Here is a 16,632-nt window from a genome sequence, read left to right as displayed (position 1 = left end):
ATTACGCATCGCCCATTCATCGACGGAAAATATAGTTAATTTGATGCGTTGTTATTGCGTGAGCACTATTTTCCCAGAGGATAATTAACAAGGTAACGGAAAATTCATAACTATACAGAAAAGAAAATTTAATCTTTTTAGCCGCCCATCTTGTTGAAAATCACGTTACCATTGCCATTAAAATAACTCGCATTCGACCCGGTGTAATAATAATGGATGTTTATGCCCGCTATTCTTATTGTTGACGACCATCCTGCTATTTGTTTCGCGCTTAAATCCTCGCTGGAAGCGGAGGACGATCTTAGCGTAACCACGACCACCGATGGCGGAAAAGTCATGTCGCTTATTCGTGAACATCAGCCGGACTTAATTATTCTTGATATTGCCTTATTAAAACTGGATGGCCTTGATTTGCTGGCGCGCATCAAACATTACTGTCCCACCATCCGGGTATTAATCCTGTCCGGGCTGCCAGCGGAAATTTACGCTTCGCGCAGCCGCAAAGCTGGCGCAGACGGTTTTCTTAGCAAGCAGCATTTGTTAACCGCCATCAGCGCGGTGGTGCGGCTATTACTGGATGGCTACAACTGCTTCCCCGGCGGCAGCTTTATTGACGAAAACGCCCACTCGACGACGGAAATTGACAGCACCCAGCTGTTAGCGCGGATGTCCGATCGGGAAATTACCGTGCTGCGTTATCTGGCGGAAGGGAAATCGAATAAAGAAATTGGCGAGCTGCTGCAACTCAGTAATAAAACCATCAGCACTTATAAAGCGCGGCTGCTGGAAAAGAGCGGCGCCGATTCATTGACGGATCTCCTCAACCAATTTAAAAACATCCCATCATGACGCCATTTTTACGTATTGCCCTCCTGCTGTGGTTAATGGTCTTTACCGCAACCGGCGCGCCAGCGATGGAAAAGCCGGTTCATGCGCTACAGCTGCTGGCGCACAGCCAGGCGATATTATCGGATCTGACCTTAAGCAGCACGCAATGGCGCTGGTTACGTAAACATCATCACCTGACTATCGCAACCTGGACGCCGAACGTGCCGCCCTACTTTATGAACGCCGGGCGTCACGATTACACAGGCATAACCGCTGATTATCTTGGCCTGCTGGCGGCCAATTTAAATATTACGCTGGAAATCCAGCAGTATGCCGATCGGGAAGCGGCTTTTCAGGCGGTAGAAAGCGGCGAAGCCGATCTTATCGCCTGGGCTGGCGACGAAGCGCACCATGCCGGTTTCCTGTTAAGCAAGCCCTACACCATGAATACGCCTGCCGAAGTGGTGAACTTTAACGCCCATCCAGTTCCTCAGGAGGCGGTGCGCCTGGCGATCGACCCGGCTTACAGCGGGTCGCAGGCGATTATGCGCCGCTGGCCGCAGACGCAGTTGATACCCTTTATTTCCGCGCGTCATGCGCTGGAGGCGCTCGCCTTTCACCAAATTGATATTTTTATTGGCGACGCAACAGCCACGCAATATTTAATTAATGAATCTAACCTGAGCGATTTAAATATCCGGCGGCTGCGTCATAACGAATCGATGGGTTTTTCCTTCGCCGCCCGTCCTGATAATGAGCAGCTTATTGCGATTATTAATCAGGTGCTGGCGGCAATCCCGGCGAATATCAATGAGGATATTATACGCCGCTGGAACGGCGGCTTTATGCCGATACTGCACGATCGCCATCTTTACTTCACCTCGCTTGAGCAGAAATGGATTGAAGATAATCCCGAAATCCGCGTTTCCGTGCTGCGCGACAGCGCGCCGCTGAGCATTTATGACAGTAAAAAAAATTTGCATGGCGTTACGGCGGATATTTTAAAGGCGATCGGTCTGCGCACCGGCCTCAGGTTTGTTATTCAGCCGTATGACAATATTGAGGAGATGGTCGCCGCCGTTAAGAACGGCCACAGCGATATAGTGGCCAGCCTGAATCTGGATAGCGCCAGCCAGGCTAATCTGTTAACCACCCGCAGCTGGCTGTTCAACTCATGGGTTATGGTGGAACGCCATCCTTCTCTTTCGCTGCCCGCCACGCAGCGGGTGATGATGTTAAAGGGCGACAACGTCGATTTCAGCGCCGAGCCCAGTCTGCAAAAAATGCGTCTCCTCTATGCCGATACGTTGCCGGAAGGGCTGGAGGCGGTCGCAAAAGGCAAGGCAGACGTCATGATCCTGCCGTTGATCAACGCGAATTTTTACGTCTCGCGTTTATATGCTGACAAATTGCGCATTATTAAAAGTCTGGAGAGCGATCCAGCGCGTTTTACGCTGGCGGTTTCCGCCAGTAACTATCCGCTGGCCACGATTCTTGATAAAGCCCTGCTGAATATCGCCCCGGAAGATTTGCAGCTAACGGTGCGAAAATGGCACAGCAACACCAATCTGCCTGCCGGCAGCCAGGAGGCGCTTAAAACAACGCCTAACCAAACCGTTTTCTGGTCTGCGATTGCTGCTGCTGGCGCGCTGCTTGTGCTGCTGATGGTGCTGCTGTGGCGTTACCGACAGCGGCGCCTGCCCATTCAGCAGCACCTGTTGGATGCGATTCCCGTCCCGCTGTTTATGACCGATCTCAACGGCCTTCTTACCTGCGCGAACAGCGCCTTTGCCGAGGCGCTGGATATCGATATTAACGCGCATCGTGGCGACGCGGTGCAGGCATTAATGGCGCGCGGCGGGCTGTATGAGGAAGGCGCCCTGAAAGAAGGCGTAACCCTCTGGCAAACCCTGCTGCAAAACAATGCGCTGGGCTATGGCTACGTCGGCGGCTGGCAGGATATGCGAGAACATCAGCAAATTTTAAAGCAGCTGCGGCAGGCCAAGCATTCCGCAGAGAAAGCCAGCCGGGTAAAAACCACGTTTCTCGCGTCGATCAGCCATGAACTGCGTACGCCGCTCAGCGCGATTATCGGCATCCTTGAACTACTGCTGCGGCGTAAACAGCTTAACGCCAGCGATCGTGACTCATTACATATCGCCTATGACACAGCCGAATCCTTGTTGATGCTGGTCGGCGACATTATCGATGTGGCGCGCATCGAGACGGAAAGGCTGGTATTACGGCCTGAACGCGCGTCGATCCGTCCGCTGCTGGAATCGATCGTGACGATGATGGATGGTCTGGCGCGGCAAAAATCGCTGTGTTTTTCCTGTGAAATCGACGCCGACATCAATGGCGATGTGCTGGTCGATCCGGTGCGGTTTAAGCAAATCCTGATCAATATTCTTGGCAATGCGGTCAAATTCACTACGCAGGGCCGTGTGGTTTTTCAGGCGCTGCTGGAGAAAGAGGAAGCGTCCGCGCTAAATCTCCTGCTGATTGTTCAGGACAGCGGACCGGGCATTGATACCGAGACGCAGGCGCGGCTGTTTAAGCCCTTCGAGCAGGGAGAGCATTCGCACATCCAGCAGGGCAGCGGCCTTGGTCTTTATATCTGTCGCACGCTGATCATCATGATGGCTGGCGAGCTGACGCTGGACAGCCAGCCGGGCATGGGCACCGAGGTGACGGTTCGCCTGCGTCTGCCGCGCATGTCGCCTCAGCCGATGCCGACCATGTCGCCTGCGCCGCAGGCGTCGCCCGCCGCCGCGCGACGCATTCTGGTGGTGGACGATCACGGCGCCAGCCGCCATGTGTTGATCCAGCAGCTGCACTATCTGGGTCATGAGGCGATCGGGGCGGCGAACGGTCAACAGGCGCTCTCTCTGCTGGCCGTACAGCAGCCGGATGTGGTCATTACCGACTGCAACATGCCGGGAATGGATGGCTTTACGCTGGCCCGCGCCATCCGACGTGACTATCCAGAACTTATTATTTGGGGAGCGACGGCCAATAAGCAACAGTCGGTACGCGAAGCTTGCTTAAATGCCGGCATGAACGACTGTTTGTTTAAGCCGATGCCCCTGCAAACGCTGGAAAAATTACTTAGCGCCCTGCCGCCGAACAGCGACGCAGCGTGTCGACCAGCATGGAAATTCCCGCCGGGCCTCAATACGTCGCAGAAACGACGCTATTTTCTTGAGCTGCAGCTGGAGATGTTTGACGAAGCGCTGGCTGATATCCGCGAGGGTCAGCAAACCGGGCGCGATTTATCAGATGTCCTGCATAAGTTACGCGGCGGCCTGCTTCTGCTGGGCGCGGATGAATTGATCGATGCCTGTCAGCGGCTGGAAAAGCATCCCGATGCCGGGCAGCTGCAACAGTTTACTCAACAGCTGACGCAGCTTTCCCGCCATCTCGCGTTGGTTTACGCCGGGACTACAGACCTGTCGTCCCATCCTACAACAGGGTGAGGAAGCCTGCGTATTGCTATGAACGGACCAGACCTTTAACCTGACGCCACTTACGGATAAGTCCGCAAGCATTAAAAAATTTTTCTATACAAGGAGTTACCATGAAAAAGTTAACAGTTCTCGCCGCCGTATTAATGACTGGCATGATCAACATGGCTCATGCGCGAGTCGAAGATTGCGCCACCAAACGTGCCGCACTGGAAAAAGAAATCAGCATCGCTCAGCATTACGGCAACACGGCGAAGGTCAACAGTCTGAAGCATGCGCTGGCAGAAGTTAAAGCACACTGCACCGACGCGACCGTATTGGCCAAAGCACAAAAAGAAGTCACCAAGCTGGAGAAAAAACTGGCTGAAAAACAGAGTGATATCCGTGAGGTTCAGGCTGACCTGCGTGAAGCCCAGGCGCGTGGTAAAAAAGACAAAATCGCAAAATATCAGCGTAAGCTGAGCGAGAAAAAGGCTGATTTACAGGAAATTCAGCAGAAGCTGAACCAGGCGCGCGCTGACCTGGCTGCGCTGCAAAAATAACTTTTTCTTTGCAACAAACGGAAGCGAAACGCTTCCGTTTTTTATGGCTTCGTTTTCTGTCCCTGATGAAATTTTGGTTACTGAACTTTTTACTCTTAAGCTTTGCTTGCTGCTATTCCGCCAGCGCTGCTCAACCGCTCTGGGTGATAGTCAATAACAACTATAAAGGGCAGATATCTCTGGAAACAGATAATGACTGGCCCTGTCTGCAACAGGATTTGCTGGAAGAATGGGGCGTCAAATTAAAGGCACTGCCTGTAAACGGTTGGACCGCGCATGGCTGCCTTTCCAGGGCCAGCTTCGAACTGTTGCATATCCAATCCTGGTATCAACCCTCTGCGGCGCTCCTGACCCTTCTTATCCCGAAAGCCCTCATCAATCCACGACAAAGCGGCGTCAGTACCAGCCGCTGGGATGAAGGCATCAATGCATTTTTTACCAACTATCGCGCCAGCTATGCCAACAACCAAAGCGATAGCCCCTATGCGGATACCGGCGATAGCTTTAACCTCGAACTGGATAACGGCATTAACTACGGCCCATGGCGCCTGCGCTATCAGAATACCTTCTGGCGCGACGTGGAAGGCAAACATGGCGTTTACAGCCGTAAAGCCAGCCTCTATCGCAGCATCAATAGCTGGCGATCGCAGTTTCTGGCAGGCGACAGCGATACAACGGATACCTTATTCGACGCCCTTCCGTTCCGCGGCATCACGCTGGTAACGGACGAGTCGATGTTCCCCGATAGCTGGCGACCTTTCTCGCCCTGGATCAACGGCTATGCCAGAAGCCATGCGGAAGTCACCATCAGTCAGAACGGTATGACGGTATATCGACTCCACGTGCCGCCTGGCCCCTTCGTTATCCGGGACTTTTATCCGCCGGACAACAACGGCACCCTACAGTTAACGGTAAAAGAGAGCGACGGAAGCGAATCAAGCCGCTATCTCCCCTGGTCGGCCATGCCCGCACTGGTGCATAAAGACAATTACAGCTATGAGCTGGTCGCCGGACGCTATCGTCCCCAGTACAACGGCGATACGGATAAGCCCGCTTTTTTACAGGCCAGCCTGGCGCAGGGCGTCTCCTCTACCCTGACGCTTTACAGCGGAATGCAGTACGCCGATCGCTATGTCAGCTATATAGCTGGCGCAGGCTTAAACTTTCATGAGCTGGGATCGTTTTCCACCGATGCGACCTGGGCGCGCTATACCTCTTACGCGGAGAATTATCGGGGAAGCGTCTGGCGACTGCGTTACACCCGAACCTTTTTCAGCAGCGGAACTCACTTTAGCGCCCTGTTACGCTATTATCCTCAGGGCCAACATTATCGCTCACTGGAGGAGAAAATCACCCAACCTTCCAGCAACGATGACTGGCTGTTTGATGACAGCAAAAACCGTCTTCTGACCCAGCAGTACTGGCTTAACCACTATATTGCCGAAGATAAAAGCCTGAGCCTGCAGTACACGCAGCAAACCTGGCGACGCCTGTCCGGGCACCGCCGCGATATGTCACTGAGCTATCAGGCCAACGTCGGAGATTGGGATATCAGCCTGTGGCTGGGACGCTCGCGCCAACCGGACAGCCGCAGCGAAACCACGCTGGGCCTCACGCTCAGCCTGGCGCTGCCGAGCATACCCGGCTTCGGCTCGCCCAGTCTGGACTATAGCCATAATCTTGCCAGCCATTCTCCGCCCAGCCAGGAGATCGGCCTGAGCGGCTTCGCGTTATCGGATTACAGCCTGAGTTACGATCTGTCAACGACGCACAATCCCCATGCCGACGAGCAATATAATGCCTCACTTGGCTATCACTATAACGCTGGCGAGAGTACCGTCAGCGTTTATCGGGAAGGCGGTTCACGCGAACGGCGTATTGACGTTCACGGCGCGGTGCTGGTACACAGCAACGGCATTACGCTCGGACAGGAGATGAGCGATACCATGGCATTGATCGTGGTGCCCGATTCGCCCGGTATCGGCAATTATCAACAGTTTGGCGTGACCACCAACGCGAAGGGCGAAGCGCTGGTGGGTTATCTGGTTCCCTGGCGCGTTAACCGTCTGACGTTGGATAGCGGCAATCTGCCGGAAGGTTTGACGCTGCCAATAACGGAACGCGGCGTCGTGCCCACGAAAGGCGCCATTGTGAAAGCGATATTCTTGCCTGCGGAGAAAAGCCAGGCGACGGAAAAAGCGGATACAGAGGAAAAGGCACCGGAATAACGTCGTCGATTATTGGACCTATTCCGGGCGCTGCGCGTCAGGGGCACTTATAAACCTGGCCGGTCATCTTGCTGTCGAGCGGCGCGAAGCTTGACCAGATATTCTGCGTCGGGCTGGTGGCGCCGTAAATCACGTTGCCGCCCATTTCTGCCGCACGGTTGCGCAGATCGTTGGCCGCGCCGCGCAGGGAGCTGTTTTCGCCGCCGGCGCCGCTCAGCCAGTTGCTTTGGCTGCCGGTGATCTCGCCCAGTAACTGACACGTCTGAGCCGGTTGCTGATCGGTAAAGGTGACGCGCTGCCCGGCCGCACTCAGATCTTTAGAGGTGCTACACCCCGCCAGCAGCAGCGCTGCCGCAGAAAGCCCCAGCAAGACATTAATCCGCATATTATTCCTCATTTATTATCGTCAGTATCCGGCAGAAGCGTATCAGAAAAGGCTGCGTTTTCTTAAACATCCCTTGCCACAAAACGTTCAGTTTATACCTGCGCGTTTACTTATACCTTTTTCAGCGCCAAAAGAAAAACCCCCCGCCATTTCTGACGAGGGGTTTTCAGACTTAGCAGGTCAGGGGGCGATTACATCATGCCGCCCATACCGCCCATGCCGCCCATACCACCAGCAGCGCCTAAGTCGCCTTTGTCGTCTTTCGGCAGGTCGGTCACCATACATTCGGTGGTGATCATCAGGCCGGCAACGGACGCAGCGTACTGCAGAGCAGAACGGGTCACTTTGGTCGGGTCCAGGATACCGAAGTCGATCATGTTGCCGTACTCTTCGGTCGCCGCGTTGTAACCATAGTTACCGTCGCCCGCTTTCACCATGTTAGCGACAACGGACGGCTCTTCACCGGCGTTAGCCACGATCTGACGCAGCGGCGCTTCCATTGCGCGCAGCGCAACTTTAATACCGACGTTCTGATCTTCGTTCTGGCCTTTCAGCTCGGCGATTTTCGCCGCTACGCGCACCAGCGCCACGCCGCCGCCGGCAACCACGCCTTCTTCCACCGCAGCACGGGTTGCGTGCAGGGCGTCTTCAACGCGCGCTTTTTTCTCTTTCATTTCAACTTCAGTCGCCGCGCCCACTTTCAGAACGGCTACGCCGCCTGCCAGTTTAGCCACGCGCTCCTGCAGTTTTTCTTTGTCGTAGTCGGAAGTCGCTTCTTCGATCTGCTGACGGATCTGAGCAACGCGGCCCTGGATAGCGTTTTCTTCGCCCACGCCATCGATGATGGTGGTGGTGTCTTTGTTGATGACAACGCGTTTTGCCTGACCCAGATCTTCCAGGGTGGCTTTTTCCAGTTCCATACCGATCTCTTCAGAGATCACGGTACCGCCGGTCAGGATAGCGATATCCTGCAGCATGGCTTTACGACGGTCGCCGAAGCCCGGCGCTTTCACCGCAGCCACTTTCACGATGCCGCGCATGGTGTTGACCACCAGGGTCGCCAGCGCTTCGCCTTCCACGTCTTCAGCGACGATCAGCAGCGGCTTGCTCGCTTTCGCGACGGCTTCCAGAACCGGCAGCAGCTCGCGGATGTTGGAGACTTTTTTATCAACCAGCAGGATGAACGGGCTGTCCAGCTCTACTGCGCCGGTTTCCGGCTTGTTGATGAAGTAAGGGGAGAGGTAGCCGCGGTCGAACTGCATACCTTCAACTACGTCCAGTTCGTCCTGCAGGCCAGTGCCTTCTTCAACGGTGATAACGCCTTCTTTGCCCACTTTCTCCATCGCCTGAGCGATCAGGGTGCCAACAGATTCGTCGGAGTTCGCGGAGATGGTGCCGACCTGAGCGATAGCTTTAGAGTCAGAGCACGGTACGGACAGGTTTTTCAGCTCTTCAACGGCGGCGATCACTGCTTTATCGATACCGCGTTTCAGATCCATCGGGTTCATACCGGCGGCAACGGCTTTCAGGCCTTCGTTGACGATAGACTGCGCCAGTACGGTCGCGGTGGTGGTGCCGTCGCCTGCTGCGTCGTTCGCTTTAGAGGCCACTTCTTTCACCATCTGCGCACCCATGTTTTCGAACTTGTCATCCAGTTCGATTTCACGTGCAACGGAGACGCCATCTTTAGTGATGGTCGGCGCACCGAAAGATTTATCCAGAACCACGTTACGACCTTTCGGGCCCAGGGTAACTTTAACTGCGTCTGCCAGGATGTTCACGCCGCGCAGCATTTTTACGCGAGCGTCATTACCGAATTTTACGTCTTTAGCTGCCATTTGAAATTTCCCTTAAATTCGTATGTTCGATGGATTTCGCGTAATCAGGCTTCAACGATTGCCAGAATGTCGCTTTCAGAGATAATCAGAACTTCTTCGTTGTCGATCTTCTCGGTTTTAGCGCCGTAACCTTCGCTGAAAATCACAACGTCGCCCACTTTCACATCCAGCGGCTTCACGCTGCCGTTTTCCAGGATGCGACCATTGCCCACAGCCAACACTTCACCGCGCGTAGATTTACCTGCTGCGGAGCCGGTCAGAACGATGCCGCCAGCAGATTTGGATTCAACTTCTTTACGCTTGACGATAACGCGATCGTGCAATGGACGAATTTTCATTTGATAGCTCTCCTTTGAGAAGTCCAATCAGTCATTTTGGGATGAATGCCGGGCTTATGCGGCTTCCGGCCTCGTGGCTCAAGAGATAGGGACAGCGGCAAGCGCTTTCAAGGGGCAAAAATAAAAAAATTTTTTTGTCCGGGATCGATGGCGCCGATTCGCTTAACAGATTGAAGAAAAAAGGGTGACGGCGCCAGGCCCTCACCCTTAGGTAGAAAAGATTAACGATCGTGGCGATCGTCGTCATGGCCGAGACGATCGTTTTCTTTACGCTCGTACTCGCCTTCCATGGTGTAGCCGCTGTCTGGCCCGGCGCCGGGACCGCGCCAGACGCGCAGGTGCGGCATCAGCTTCAGCGTCAGGTGCTTCTGCACTGGCGGCAACAGCAGCAGCAGGCCAAGCAGGTCGGTAAAGAAGCCCGGCAACAGCAGCAGGAAGCCGGCGATAATCAGCGACACGCTTTTGATCATCTCCGCCGCCGGGCTTTCGCCCTGCGCCAGCTTCTGCTGCATCAGCATAAAGTTCTTCACGCCCTGGTTTTTCACCAGCGACACGCCGATGCAGGAGGTGAAAATCACCAGCACCATCGTCAACAGCACGCCCAGCACGTGCGCCACCTGAATAAACAGCGTGATCTCAATCCAGGCGAGTAAAAACAGTATTAATAACGGTAACCAGCGCACCGTATTCTCCTTTAGTCGGGCCGCCGCGCCTGCTGCGCAGCGGCGGTATGCTGTACGGGATGCTACCCGAACGCGTCCTGGCTCGCGGCGCGTTTTACGCCGCGTAACGCCCGGCGGCGCGGATAAGTTACAGAGATGGGTGCCCGCGCGCTATTTTTCAACCATCGCGGCGGATTTTCCCCCTTTTCGATCCTTTTGGGATTATGATCACATCATGGAGCGAGTAATGCGCCGTTATCTGTCCGAATTGCGATCTTTGGTCAGAAATTTCCACCGCTTCAGCCTATGATCGGGCAGCCGGACTGACGGTAGTCAACATTTCGGCACTGGCTTTATACGACACTATAAACACATCAGCTGTAACGATGTCACCGGTAGCTCTAACAAGAAGGTTCCCATGGTAAATAACATTCGTATCGAAGAAGACCTGTTAGGCATGCGCGAAGTTCCGGCGGATGCTTATTACGGCGTTCATACTCTGCGTGCGATTGAAAATTTCTGTATCAGCAGCCACAAGATCAGCGATATTCCTGAGTTTGTGCGCGGCATGGTAATGGTGAAGAAAGCGGCAGCGTTAGCCAACAAAGAGCTGCAAACGATCCCGCGCAACGTCGCCAACGCCATTATTCAGGCGTGCGACGAGGTGCTGAACAACGGCCGATGCATGGATCAGTTTCCGGTTGACGTCTATCAGGGCGGCGCAGGCACCTCGGTGAATATGAACACCAACGAAGTGCTGGCCAATATCGGCCTTGAGCTGATGGGGCATCAGAAAGGGGAATATCAGTACCTGAACCCCAACGATCATGTCAATAAATGCCAGTCCACCAACGATGCTTATCCCACCGGCTTCCGCATCGCGGTCTACGCCTCGATCCTGAAGCTGCTGGATGCCATCGCACAGCTGGGCGACGGCTTCGAGCGTAAAGCGGTGGAGTTCGGCACTATCCTGAAAATGGGCCGCACCCAGTTGCAGGACGCGGTGCCGATGACGCTCGGCCAGGAGTTCCACGCCTTTAATGTGCTGCTGAGCGAAGAGATTAAAAACATTACCCGCACCGCCGAGCTGCTGCTGGAGGTGAACCTGGGCGCGACGGCGATCGGCACGCGGCTGAATACGCCGGACGGCTATCAGCAACTGGCGGTGCAGAAGCTGGCAGAAGTCAGCAACCTGCCGGTGACGCCAGCGGAAGATCTGATCGAAGCGACCTCCGACTGCGGCGCCTATGTGATGGTGCACTCCGCGCTGAAGCGTCTGGCGGTGAAGCTGTCGAAGATCTGCAACGACCTGCGCCTGCTCTCCTCCGGCCCGCGCGCCGGTCTGAACGAAATCAACCTGCCGGAACTGCAGGCAGGCTCCTCGATTATGCCCGCTAAGGTCAACCCAGTGGTGCCGGAAGTGGTCAATCAGGTCTGCTTTAAAGTGATCGGCAATGACACCACCGTCACGATGGCTTCCGAAGCGGGCCAGCTGCAACTGAACGTGATGGAGCCGGTTATCGGCCAGGCGATGTTCGAATCGATCCAGATTCTGACCAACGCCTGCTATAACCTGCTGGAAAAATGCGTCAACGGCATTACCGCCAATAAAGCGGTGTGCGAAGCCTACGTCTTTAACTCTATCGGCATCGTGACCTATCTTAATCCTTACATCGGGCACCATAACGGCGATATCGTCGGCAAAATCTGCGCGGAGACCGGTAAGAGCGTGCGGGAGGTGGTGCTGGAGCGCGGCCTGCTTACCGAAGCGGAGCTGGATGATATCTTCTCCGTGCCGAACCTGATGCGCCCGGTTTACAAAGCAAAACGTTACACCGATGAAAGCGAAAACTAAGCCAGAGCATTAATTCATTCAAGGCACGTCTGTTCTTCCGAACGACGTGCCTTTTTCATTATGGCGAATTACAAATTATTAACTGCTTTTTAGCATTCTTTTAAGGAGTCAAATTATGGTGGGGATAGAGCTGATTATCGTCCTGCTGGCGATCTATTTGGGCGCCAGACTGGGCGGCATCGGCATCGGCTTTGCGGGCGGACTGGGCGTGCTGGTGCTGACGCTGGTGTGCCAGATGAAACCGGGCGCCATTCCTTTCGACGTGATTGAAATCATTATGGCGGTCATCGCCGCCATCGCCGCGATGCAGGTAGCGGGCGGCATGGATTACCTGGTCAGCCTGGCTGAGCGTCTGCTGCGCAAACATCCCCGCTACGTCACCTTTCTTGCGCCGCTGGTCACCTACTGCATGACTATCTTCGCCGGCACCGGCCATACTGCGTTTTCCACGCTGCCGGTGATTGCGGAAGTGGCGAAAGAGCAAGGCGTCCGTCCGTCGCGCCCGCTCTCCATCGCCGTGGTCGCGTCGCAGATCGCCATCACCGCCTCGCCCATCTCCGCCGCGGTGGTTTTCTTCGCTGGCATTCTGGAGCCGCGCGGCATTAGCTATCTGGCGCTGCTGGCGGTAGCGATCCCGTCCACCATGGCGGCGATTTTCGTCGCGGCGCTGGTCACTAACTTTCTGGGCAAAGAGCTGAAGGATGATCCGGTTTACCAGGCGCGCCTGGCGAAAGGCGAAGTGACGCTACGCGGCTCCAGCGTGTTTGAAGAAAAGCCCGGCGCGAAACGTGCGGTGCTGCTGTTTCTGATCGGCATTGTAGCGGTGATGCTCTACGCGACGGCGATCAGCGATAATGTTGGCCTGATCCAGAACCCGGTGCTGCCGCGCAACGAAGCGATCGTGGTGTTTATGTTGACTATCGCCACGCTGATCTGCCTGACCTGCAAAGTGAATACCGGCGAGATCCTGAGCGCCAGCACCTTTAAATCGGGGATGAGCGCCTGTATCTGCGTGATGGGCGTCGCCTGGCTGGGCGATACCTTTGTGAAAGGGCACATCAACGACATTCAGACGCTGGCTGGCGAGCTGTTGAACCACTATCCGTGGATGCTGGCGCTGGTGCTGTTTTTCGCCTCCACCCTGCTCTATTCGCAGGCGGCGACCGCTAAGGCGCTGTTGCCGGCGGCGCTGATGCTGGGCGTCTCGCCGGTAACCGCCGTCGCCTCGTTCGCAGCGGTCTCCGCGCTGTTCGTGCTGCCAACCTATCCCACCCTGCTGGCGGCGGTGGAGATGGACGACACCGGCTCGACGCGCATCGGCAAATTCGTGTTTAACCACTCCTTTCTGATCCCCGGCACGCTGGCCATTGTGCTGTCGGTGGCGTTTGGCTTCCTGTTCGGCAGTTTAGTGCTGTAACGGAGGCGGCTAACCCGGCTCAAGCCGGGTTACGCCTGCTTACCACCCGTTAAATCCATCTATACCGCCTCGTGCTATGATTGCCCTTTTCAATACAAGGAGCAGGCCATGACTTTATCTACCGCCGTCATCGTTCTTTGCACCGCGCCCGATGAGCAACAGGCTGAACAGCTGGCCGACAAGGCGCTCAGCGCGCGCCTGGCCGCCTGCGTTACCGTGCTGCCCGGCGCCACCTCTTATTATGTCTGGCAGGGCCAGCGCGAAACGGCCAGTGAAGTGCAAATGCTGTTGAAAAGCGACGTTACCCACCAGCAGGCGTTGATCGATCTGCTGAAAGCGGAACACCCTTACGATACGCCCGAACTGCTGGTGCTGCCGGTACAACATGGAGAGAGTGATTACCTGTCATGGCTCAGCGCATCGCTTCGATAATTTTTCTGCTGTTCAGTGCGCTTTTTTGCGCCTCTCCTCAGGCGGGCCTGTTTGACGCCAACCCGCATGCGCAGTTTGTGCCGGTCGATCAGGCGTTCGCCTTCGATTTCGATCAGCAAGGCAATCAGCTGACGCTGCGCTGGCAGGTCAAGCCGGGCTATTACCTTTATCGTCAGCAAATCAGCCTGACCGCGCAGCAGGCGACTATCGCGCCGCTCCAGCTGCCGACAGGCAAGCCGCACGAGGATGAGTTTTACGGCAAAAGCGAGATCTATTCCCAGGATCTGACGGTGCCGGTCACCATCCAGCAGGCGAGCGGCCAGGCGAATCTGACGCTGCGCTATCAGGGCTGCGCGGCGGCGGGCTTTTGCTATCCACCGGAAACGCGGGTCATCCCGCTGAGCCCGGTCGCGGCGACAAACGCACCCGCTGCATCGAAGAGTTCTTCCCCTGCGACAGAGCGTGCCGCGACTGACCCGAAGGGCCCTTCCGCCGCTGAGCCGGAGACGTCGTCCATCGCGGCGAAACCCGCGTCTCCGTCCGCCGCGCCGCTGCCCTTCTCGCCGCTCTGGGCGCTGCTGATCGGCATCGGCGTCGCGTTTACTCCCTGCGTGCTGCCCATGTACCCGCTGATTTCCGGCATTATCCTCGGCGGCAACCGCACGCTGTCGATGGGACGACTGTTGATGCTCTCAATGGTCTACGTACAGGGCATGGCGCTCACCTATACATTGCTGGGCGTGGTGGTGGCCGCAGCAGGTCTGCGCTTTCAGGCGGCGTTGCAGCATCCGTATGTGCTGATCGCGCTTTCCGCCGTCTTTGCGCTGTTGGCGCTATCGATGTTCGGCCTGTTCACCCTGCAATTACCCGCCAGCCTGCAAACGCGCCTGACGCTCTGGAGTAATCGACAACAGGGCGGATCGCTGCCGGGCGTATTTCTGATGGGCGCGCTGGCGGGACTGATCTGCTCGCCCTGCACCACCGCGCCGCTGAGCGCCATTCTGCTCTACATCGCGCAAAGCGGCAATCTGCTGGCGGGCGCCGGCACGCTCTGGCTCTACGCCTTTGGTATGGGACTGCCGCTGATCGCCGTGACGCTGTTCGGTAATAAACTGCTGCCAAAAAGCGGCCCGTGGATGCAGAGCGTTAAAGAGGGCTTCGGCTTTGTGATTCTGGCGCTGCCGGTGTTTCTGCTGGAGCGCGTCGTCGGCGATAGCTGGGGGCTGCGCCTCTGGAGCCTGCTGGCGGTCAGCTTTTTCGCCTGGGCGTTTATCCTCAGCCTGCGTTCGCAGCGTGGCTGGGCGCGCGTGGCGCAGGTGCTGCTGTTGGCGGCGGCGCTGGTGGGCGCGCGCCCCTTACAGGAGTGGGCCTTCGGCGCGGAAACCGTCAGCCCTCTGCATGCCGGGCTAAACTTCACGCAGGTCGAGGATATCGCGCAGTTGGATGCGCAGCTGAAACAGGCGCAGGGCAATATCACCATGCTGGATCTCTATGCCGACTGGTGCGTCGCCTGTAAAGAGTTCAGCAAATATACCTTCAGCGACGCCGGGGTACAGCAGGCGCTGTCTCAGGTCGCGCTGCTACAGGCGGACGTCACGGCGAACAGCCCGCGACAGAGCGCGCTGTTGCAGCATTTACAGGTGCTGGGGCTGCCCACCATTCTGTTTTTCGACGCGCAAGGCAAGGAGATCCCCGGCTCGCGCGTGACCGGCTATCTGGATGCCGCCGCTTTCCGCGCGCATTTGCAGAAACTGGCGCGGTAAACGACACTGGAGTCAGGTTCAATGAACGTGACTCCCGACTTACCGGTAGAGGAACGCTTACAGGAGGAGTCTCACGTGCAACGTGAACAGGTACTCGACCACGCACTTAACGTGCTGGAACATAATGGCCTGGCGGGCACCGTCTCGCTGGAAGAGCTGGCCGCTGAGGTCGCCGTCCCCTATGCGCAGCTGCAACGTTTCTGGCCCACCCGCGACGCCCTGCTTTACGACGCGCTGCGCTATCACGGTCAGCAAATCGATAACTGGCGTCGCCAGCTGCTGCTGGATGATAAGATGAACGCCGAGGAAAAACTGCTGGCGCGCTATCAGGTGCTGGAAGAGTCGGTAGGCAACGGGCGTTTTCCCGGCTGTTTGTTTATCGCCGCCTGCAGTTTTTATCCGCAGCCGGATCATCCGGTGCATCAGCTGGCCGAGCAGCAGAAGCGCGCCTCCTGGCAATATACCCATGAGCTGTTAACGCTGCTGGATACCGATAACCCCACGCTGGTGGCCGATCAGATGGAGCTGATTCTGGAAGGATGCCTGAGCAAGCTGCTGGTAAAACGCAATAAGCAGGACATTGCTACCGCGCGTCGTCTGGCCGAAGATGTGCTGCGTATCGCTCTGTGTCGTCGAAATGGCGCATTAACATAACAAATTTTCATCATCCTGCACGAAAAGCAGGCGGTCAGCCGCAATCTGATAACTTTTTCACAGAAAGCCGTTGACGCCTTGCGGCCTTTACGGTTTAATGCGCCCCGTTGCCCGGATAGCTCAGTCGGTAGAGCAGGGGATTGAAAATCCCCGTGTCCTTGGTTCGATTCCGAGTCCGGGCACCACTTATTCAGAGAACCCGCCCAAAAGGCGGGTTTTTGCTTTT

13 protein-coding genes and 1 tRNA gene are annotated in these 16,632 nt (G+C 56.2%); 10 read left to right on the top strand and 4 right to left on the bottom strand.

The genetic code is table 11. The annotated features are described in order from the left end of the window. Positions 1-222 precede the first annotated feature (222 nt). From MYY08_RS12500 to MYY08_RS12485, 4 genes are all read left to right on the top strand, one after another. The gene (locus MYY08_RS12500; RefSeq protein ID WP_038623843.1) at positions 223-849 is read left to right on the top strand and encodes a response regulator transcription factor; all 627 of its coding nucleotides are present in this window, start codon (positions 223-225) and stop codon (positions 847-849) included. After that, a complete protein-coding gene (locus MYY08_RS12495; protein WP_038623841.1) occupies positions 846-4,304 on the top strand; it encodes a response regulator in 3,459 nt (1,152 codons plus the stop codon). Before MYY08_RS12500 ends, MYY08_RS12495 begins: the two co-directional genes overlap by 4 nt. Positions 4,305-4,405: 101 nt before the next feature. Next, positions 4,406-4,834, top strand: a complete 429-nt coding sequence (locus MYY08_RS12490) for a DUF1090 domain-containing protein (RefSeq protein WP_038623839.1) — start codon at positions 4,406-4,408, stop codon at positions 4,832-4,834. Between the two features lie 65 nt (positions 4,835-4,899). Further along, positions 4,900-7,062 carry a fimbria/pilus outer membrane usher protein gene (locus MYY08_RS12485; RefSeq protein WP_288014419.1) on the top strand — a complete coding sequence of 721 codons (2,163 nt, stop codon included), beginning with the start codon at positions 4,900-4,902 and terminating at the stop codon, positions 7,060-7,062. A 37-nt stretch (positions 7,063-7,099) separates the two neighbouring features. Here the strand turns inward: MYY08_RS12485 and MYY08_RS12480 are convergent, their stop codons facing one another. From MYY08_RS12480 to MYY08_RS12465, 4 genes are all read right to left on the bottom strand, one after another. Then, the gene (locus tag MYY08_RS12480; RefSeq protein WP_038623837.1) at positions 7,100-7,447 is read right to left on the bottom strand and encodes a DUF4156 domain-containing protein; all 348 of its coding nucleotides are present in this window, start codon (positions 7,445-7,447) and stop codon (positions 7,100-7,102) included. 191 nt (positions 7,448-7,638) lie between these two features. After that, positions 7,639-9,285, bottom strand: coding sequence for a chaperonin GroEL (gene groL, locus MYY08_RS12475; protein ID WP_038623835.1), 1,647 nt, complete (start codon positions 9,283-9,285; stop codon positions 7,639-7,641). 44 nt (positions 9,286-9,329) lie between these two features. After that, complete coding sequence (locus MYY08_RS12470; protein WP_038623833.1) at positions 9,330-9,623, bottom strand: co-chaperone GroES; 294 nt, start codon at positions 9,621-9,623, stop codon at positions 9,330-9,332. A 221-nt stretch (positions 9,624-9,844) separates the two neighbouring features. Next, a complete protein-coding gene (locus MYY08_RS12465) occupies positions 9,845-10,306 on the bottom strand; it encodes an FxsA family protein (protein ID WP_038623831.1) in 462 nt (153 codons plus the stop codon). Positions 10,307-10,703: 397 nt separating this feature from the next. Here MYY08_RS12465 and aspA point away from each other — a divergent pair, with 397 nt between their 5' ends. The 6 genes from aspA (at position 10,704) to MYY08_RS12435 (ending at position 16,591) form a co-directional block, all read left to right on the top strand. Beyond that, complete coding sequence (gene aspA, locus MYY08_RS12460) at positions 10,704-12,140, top strand: aspartate ammonia-lyase (protein WP_084970678.1); 1,437 nt, start codon at positions 10,704-10,706, stop codon at positions 12,138-12,140. 115 nt (positions 12,141-12,255) lie between these two features. Continuing rightward, the gene (locus tag MYY08_RS12455) at positions 12,256-13,557 is read left to right on the top strand and encodes an anaerobic C4-dicarboxylate transporter (protein ID WP_084970679.1); all 1,302 of its coding nucleotides are present in this window, start codon (positions 12,256-12,258) and stop codon (positions 13,555-13,557) included. 108 nt (positions 13,558-13,665) lie between these two features. Then, on the top strand, positions 13,666-13,989 hold the full coding sequence (gene cutA, locus MYY08_RS12450) for a divalent cation tolerance protein CutA (protein ID WP_038623825.1): 324 nt from the start codon (positions 13,666-13,668) through the stop codon (positions 13,987-13,989). Beyond that, complete coding sequence (locus tag MYY08_RS12445) at positions 13,965-15,752, top strand: protein-disulfide reductase DsbD (RefSeq protein WP_038623823.1); 1,788 nt, start codon at positions 13,965-13,967, stop codon at positions 15,750-15,752. The genes cutA and MYY08_RS12445 overlap by 25 nt, the downstream gene beginning before the upstream one ends. Positions 15,753-15,827: 75 nt before the next feature. Next, positions 15,828-16,406: a division control transcriptional repressor DicD gene (dicD, locus tag MYY08_RS12440; RefSeq protein ID WP_038623821.1), complete on the top strand. Its 579-nt coding sequence runs from the start codon at positions 15,828-15,830 to the stop codon at positions 16,404-16,406. Positions 16,407-16,515: 109 nt separating this feature from the next. After that, positions 16,516-16,591, top strand: a tRNA-Phe gene (locus MYY08_RS12435). Positions 16,592-16,632 lie beyond the last annotated feature (41 nt).

This window comes from Mixta sp. (assembly GCF_024610815.1).
Lineage (GTDB): Bacteria > Pseudomonadota > Gammaproteobacteria > Enterobacterales > Enterobacteriaceae > Mixta > Mixta calida.
The sequence above is the reverse complement of the archived record's forward strand: the minus strand, read 5'-3'. Positions and strand labels throughout refer to the sequence as shown.

Coding starts and splice junctions, on each gene's coding strand:
- MYY08_RS12500 (WP_038623843.1), top strand. CDS start 223: ATGCCCGCTATTCTTATTGTTGACGACCATCCTGCTATTTGTTTCGCG.
- MYY08_RS12495 (WP_038623841.1), top strand. CDS start 846: ATGACGCCATTTTTACGTATTGCCCTCCTGCTGTGGTTAATGGTCTTT.
- MYY08_RS12490 (WP_038623839.1), top strand. CDS start 4,406: ATGAAAAAGTTAACAGTTCTCGCCGCCGTATTAATGACTGGCATGATC.
- MYY08_RS12485 (WP_288014419.1), top strand. CDS start 4,900: ATGAAATTTTGGTTACTGAACTTTTTACTCTTAAGCTTTGCTTGCTGC.
- MYY08_RS12480 (WP_038623837.1), bottom strand. CDS start 7,447: ATGCGGATTAATGTCTTGCTGGGGCTTTCTGCGGCAGCGCTGCTGCTG.
- groL (WP_038623835.1), bottom strand. CDS start 9,285: ATGGCAGCTAAAGACGTAAAATTCGGTAATGACGCTCGCGTAAAAATG.
- MYY08_RS12470 (WP_038623833.1), bottom strand. CDS start 9,623: ATGAAAATTCGTCCATTGCACGATCGCGTTATCGTCAAGCGTAAAGAA.
- aspA (WP_084970678.1), top strand. CDS start 10,704: ATGGTAAATAACATTCGTATCGAAGAAGACCTGTTAGGCATGCGCGAA.
- MYY08_RS12455 (WP_084970679.1), top strand. CDS start 12,256: ATGGTGGGGATAGAGCTGATTATCGTCCTGCTGGCGATCTATTTGGGC.
- cutA (WP_038623825.1), top strand. CDS start 13,666: ATGACTTTATCTACCGCCGTCATCGTTCTTTGCACCGCGCCCGATGAG.
- MYY08_RS12445 (WP_038623823.1), top strand. CDS start 13,965: ATGGCTCAGCGCATCGCTTCGATAATTTTTCTGCTGTTCAGTGCGCTT.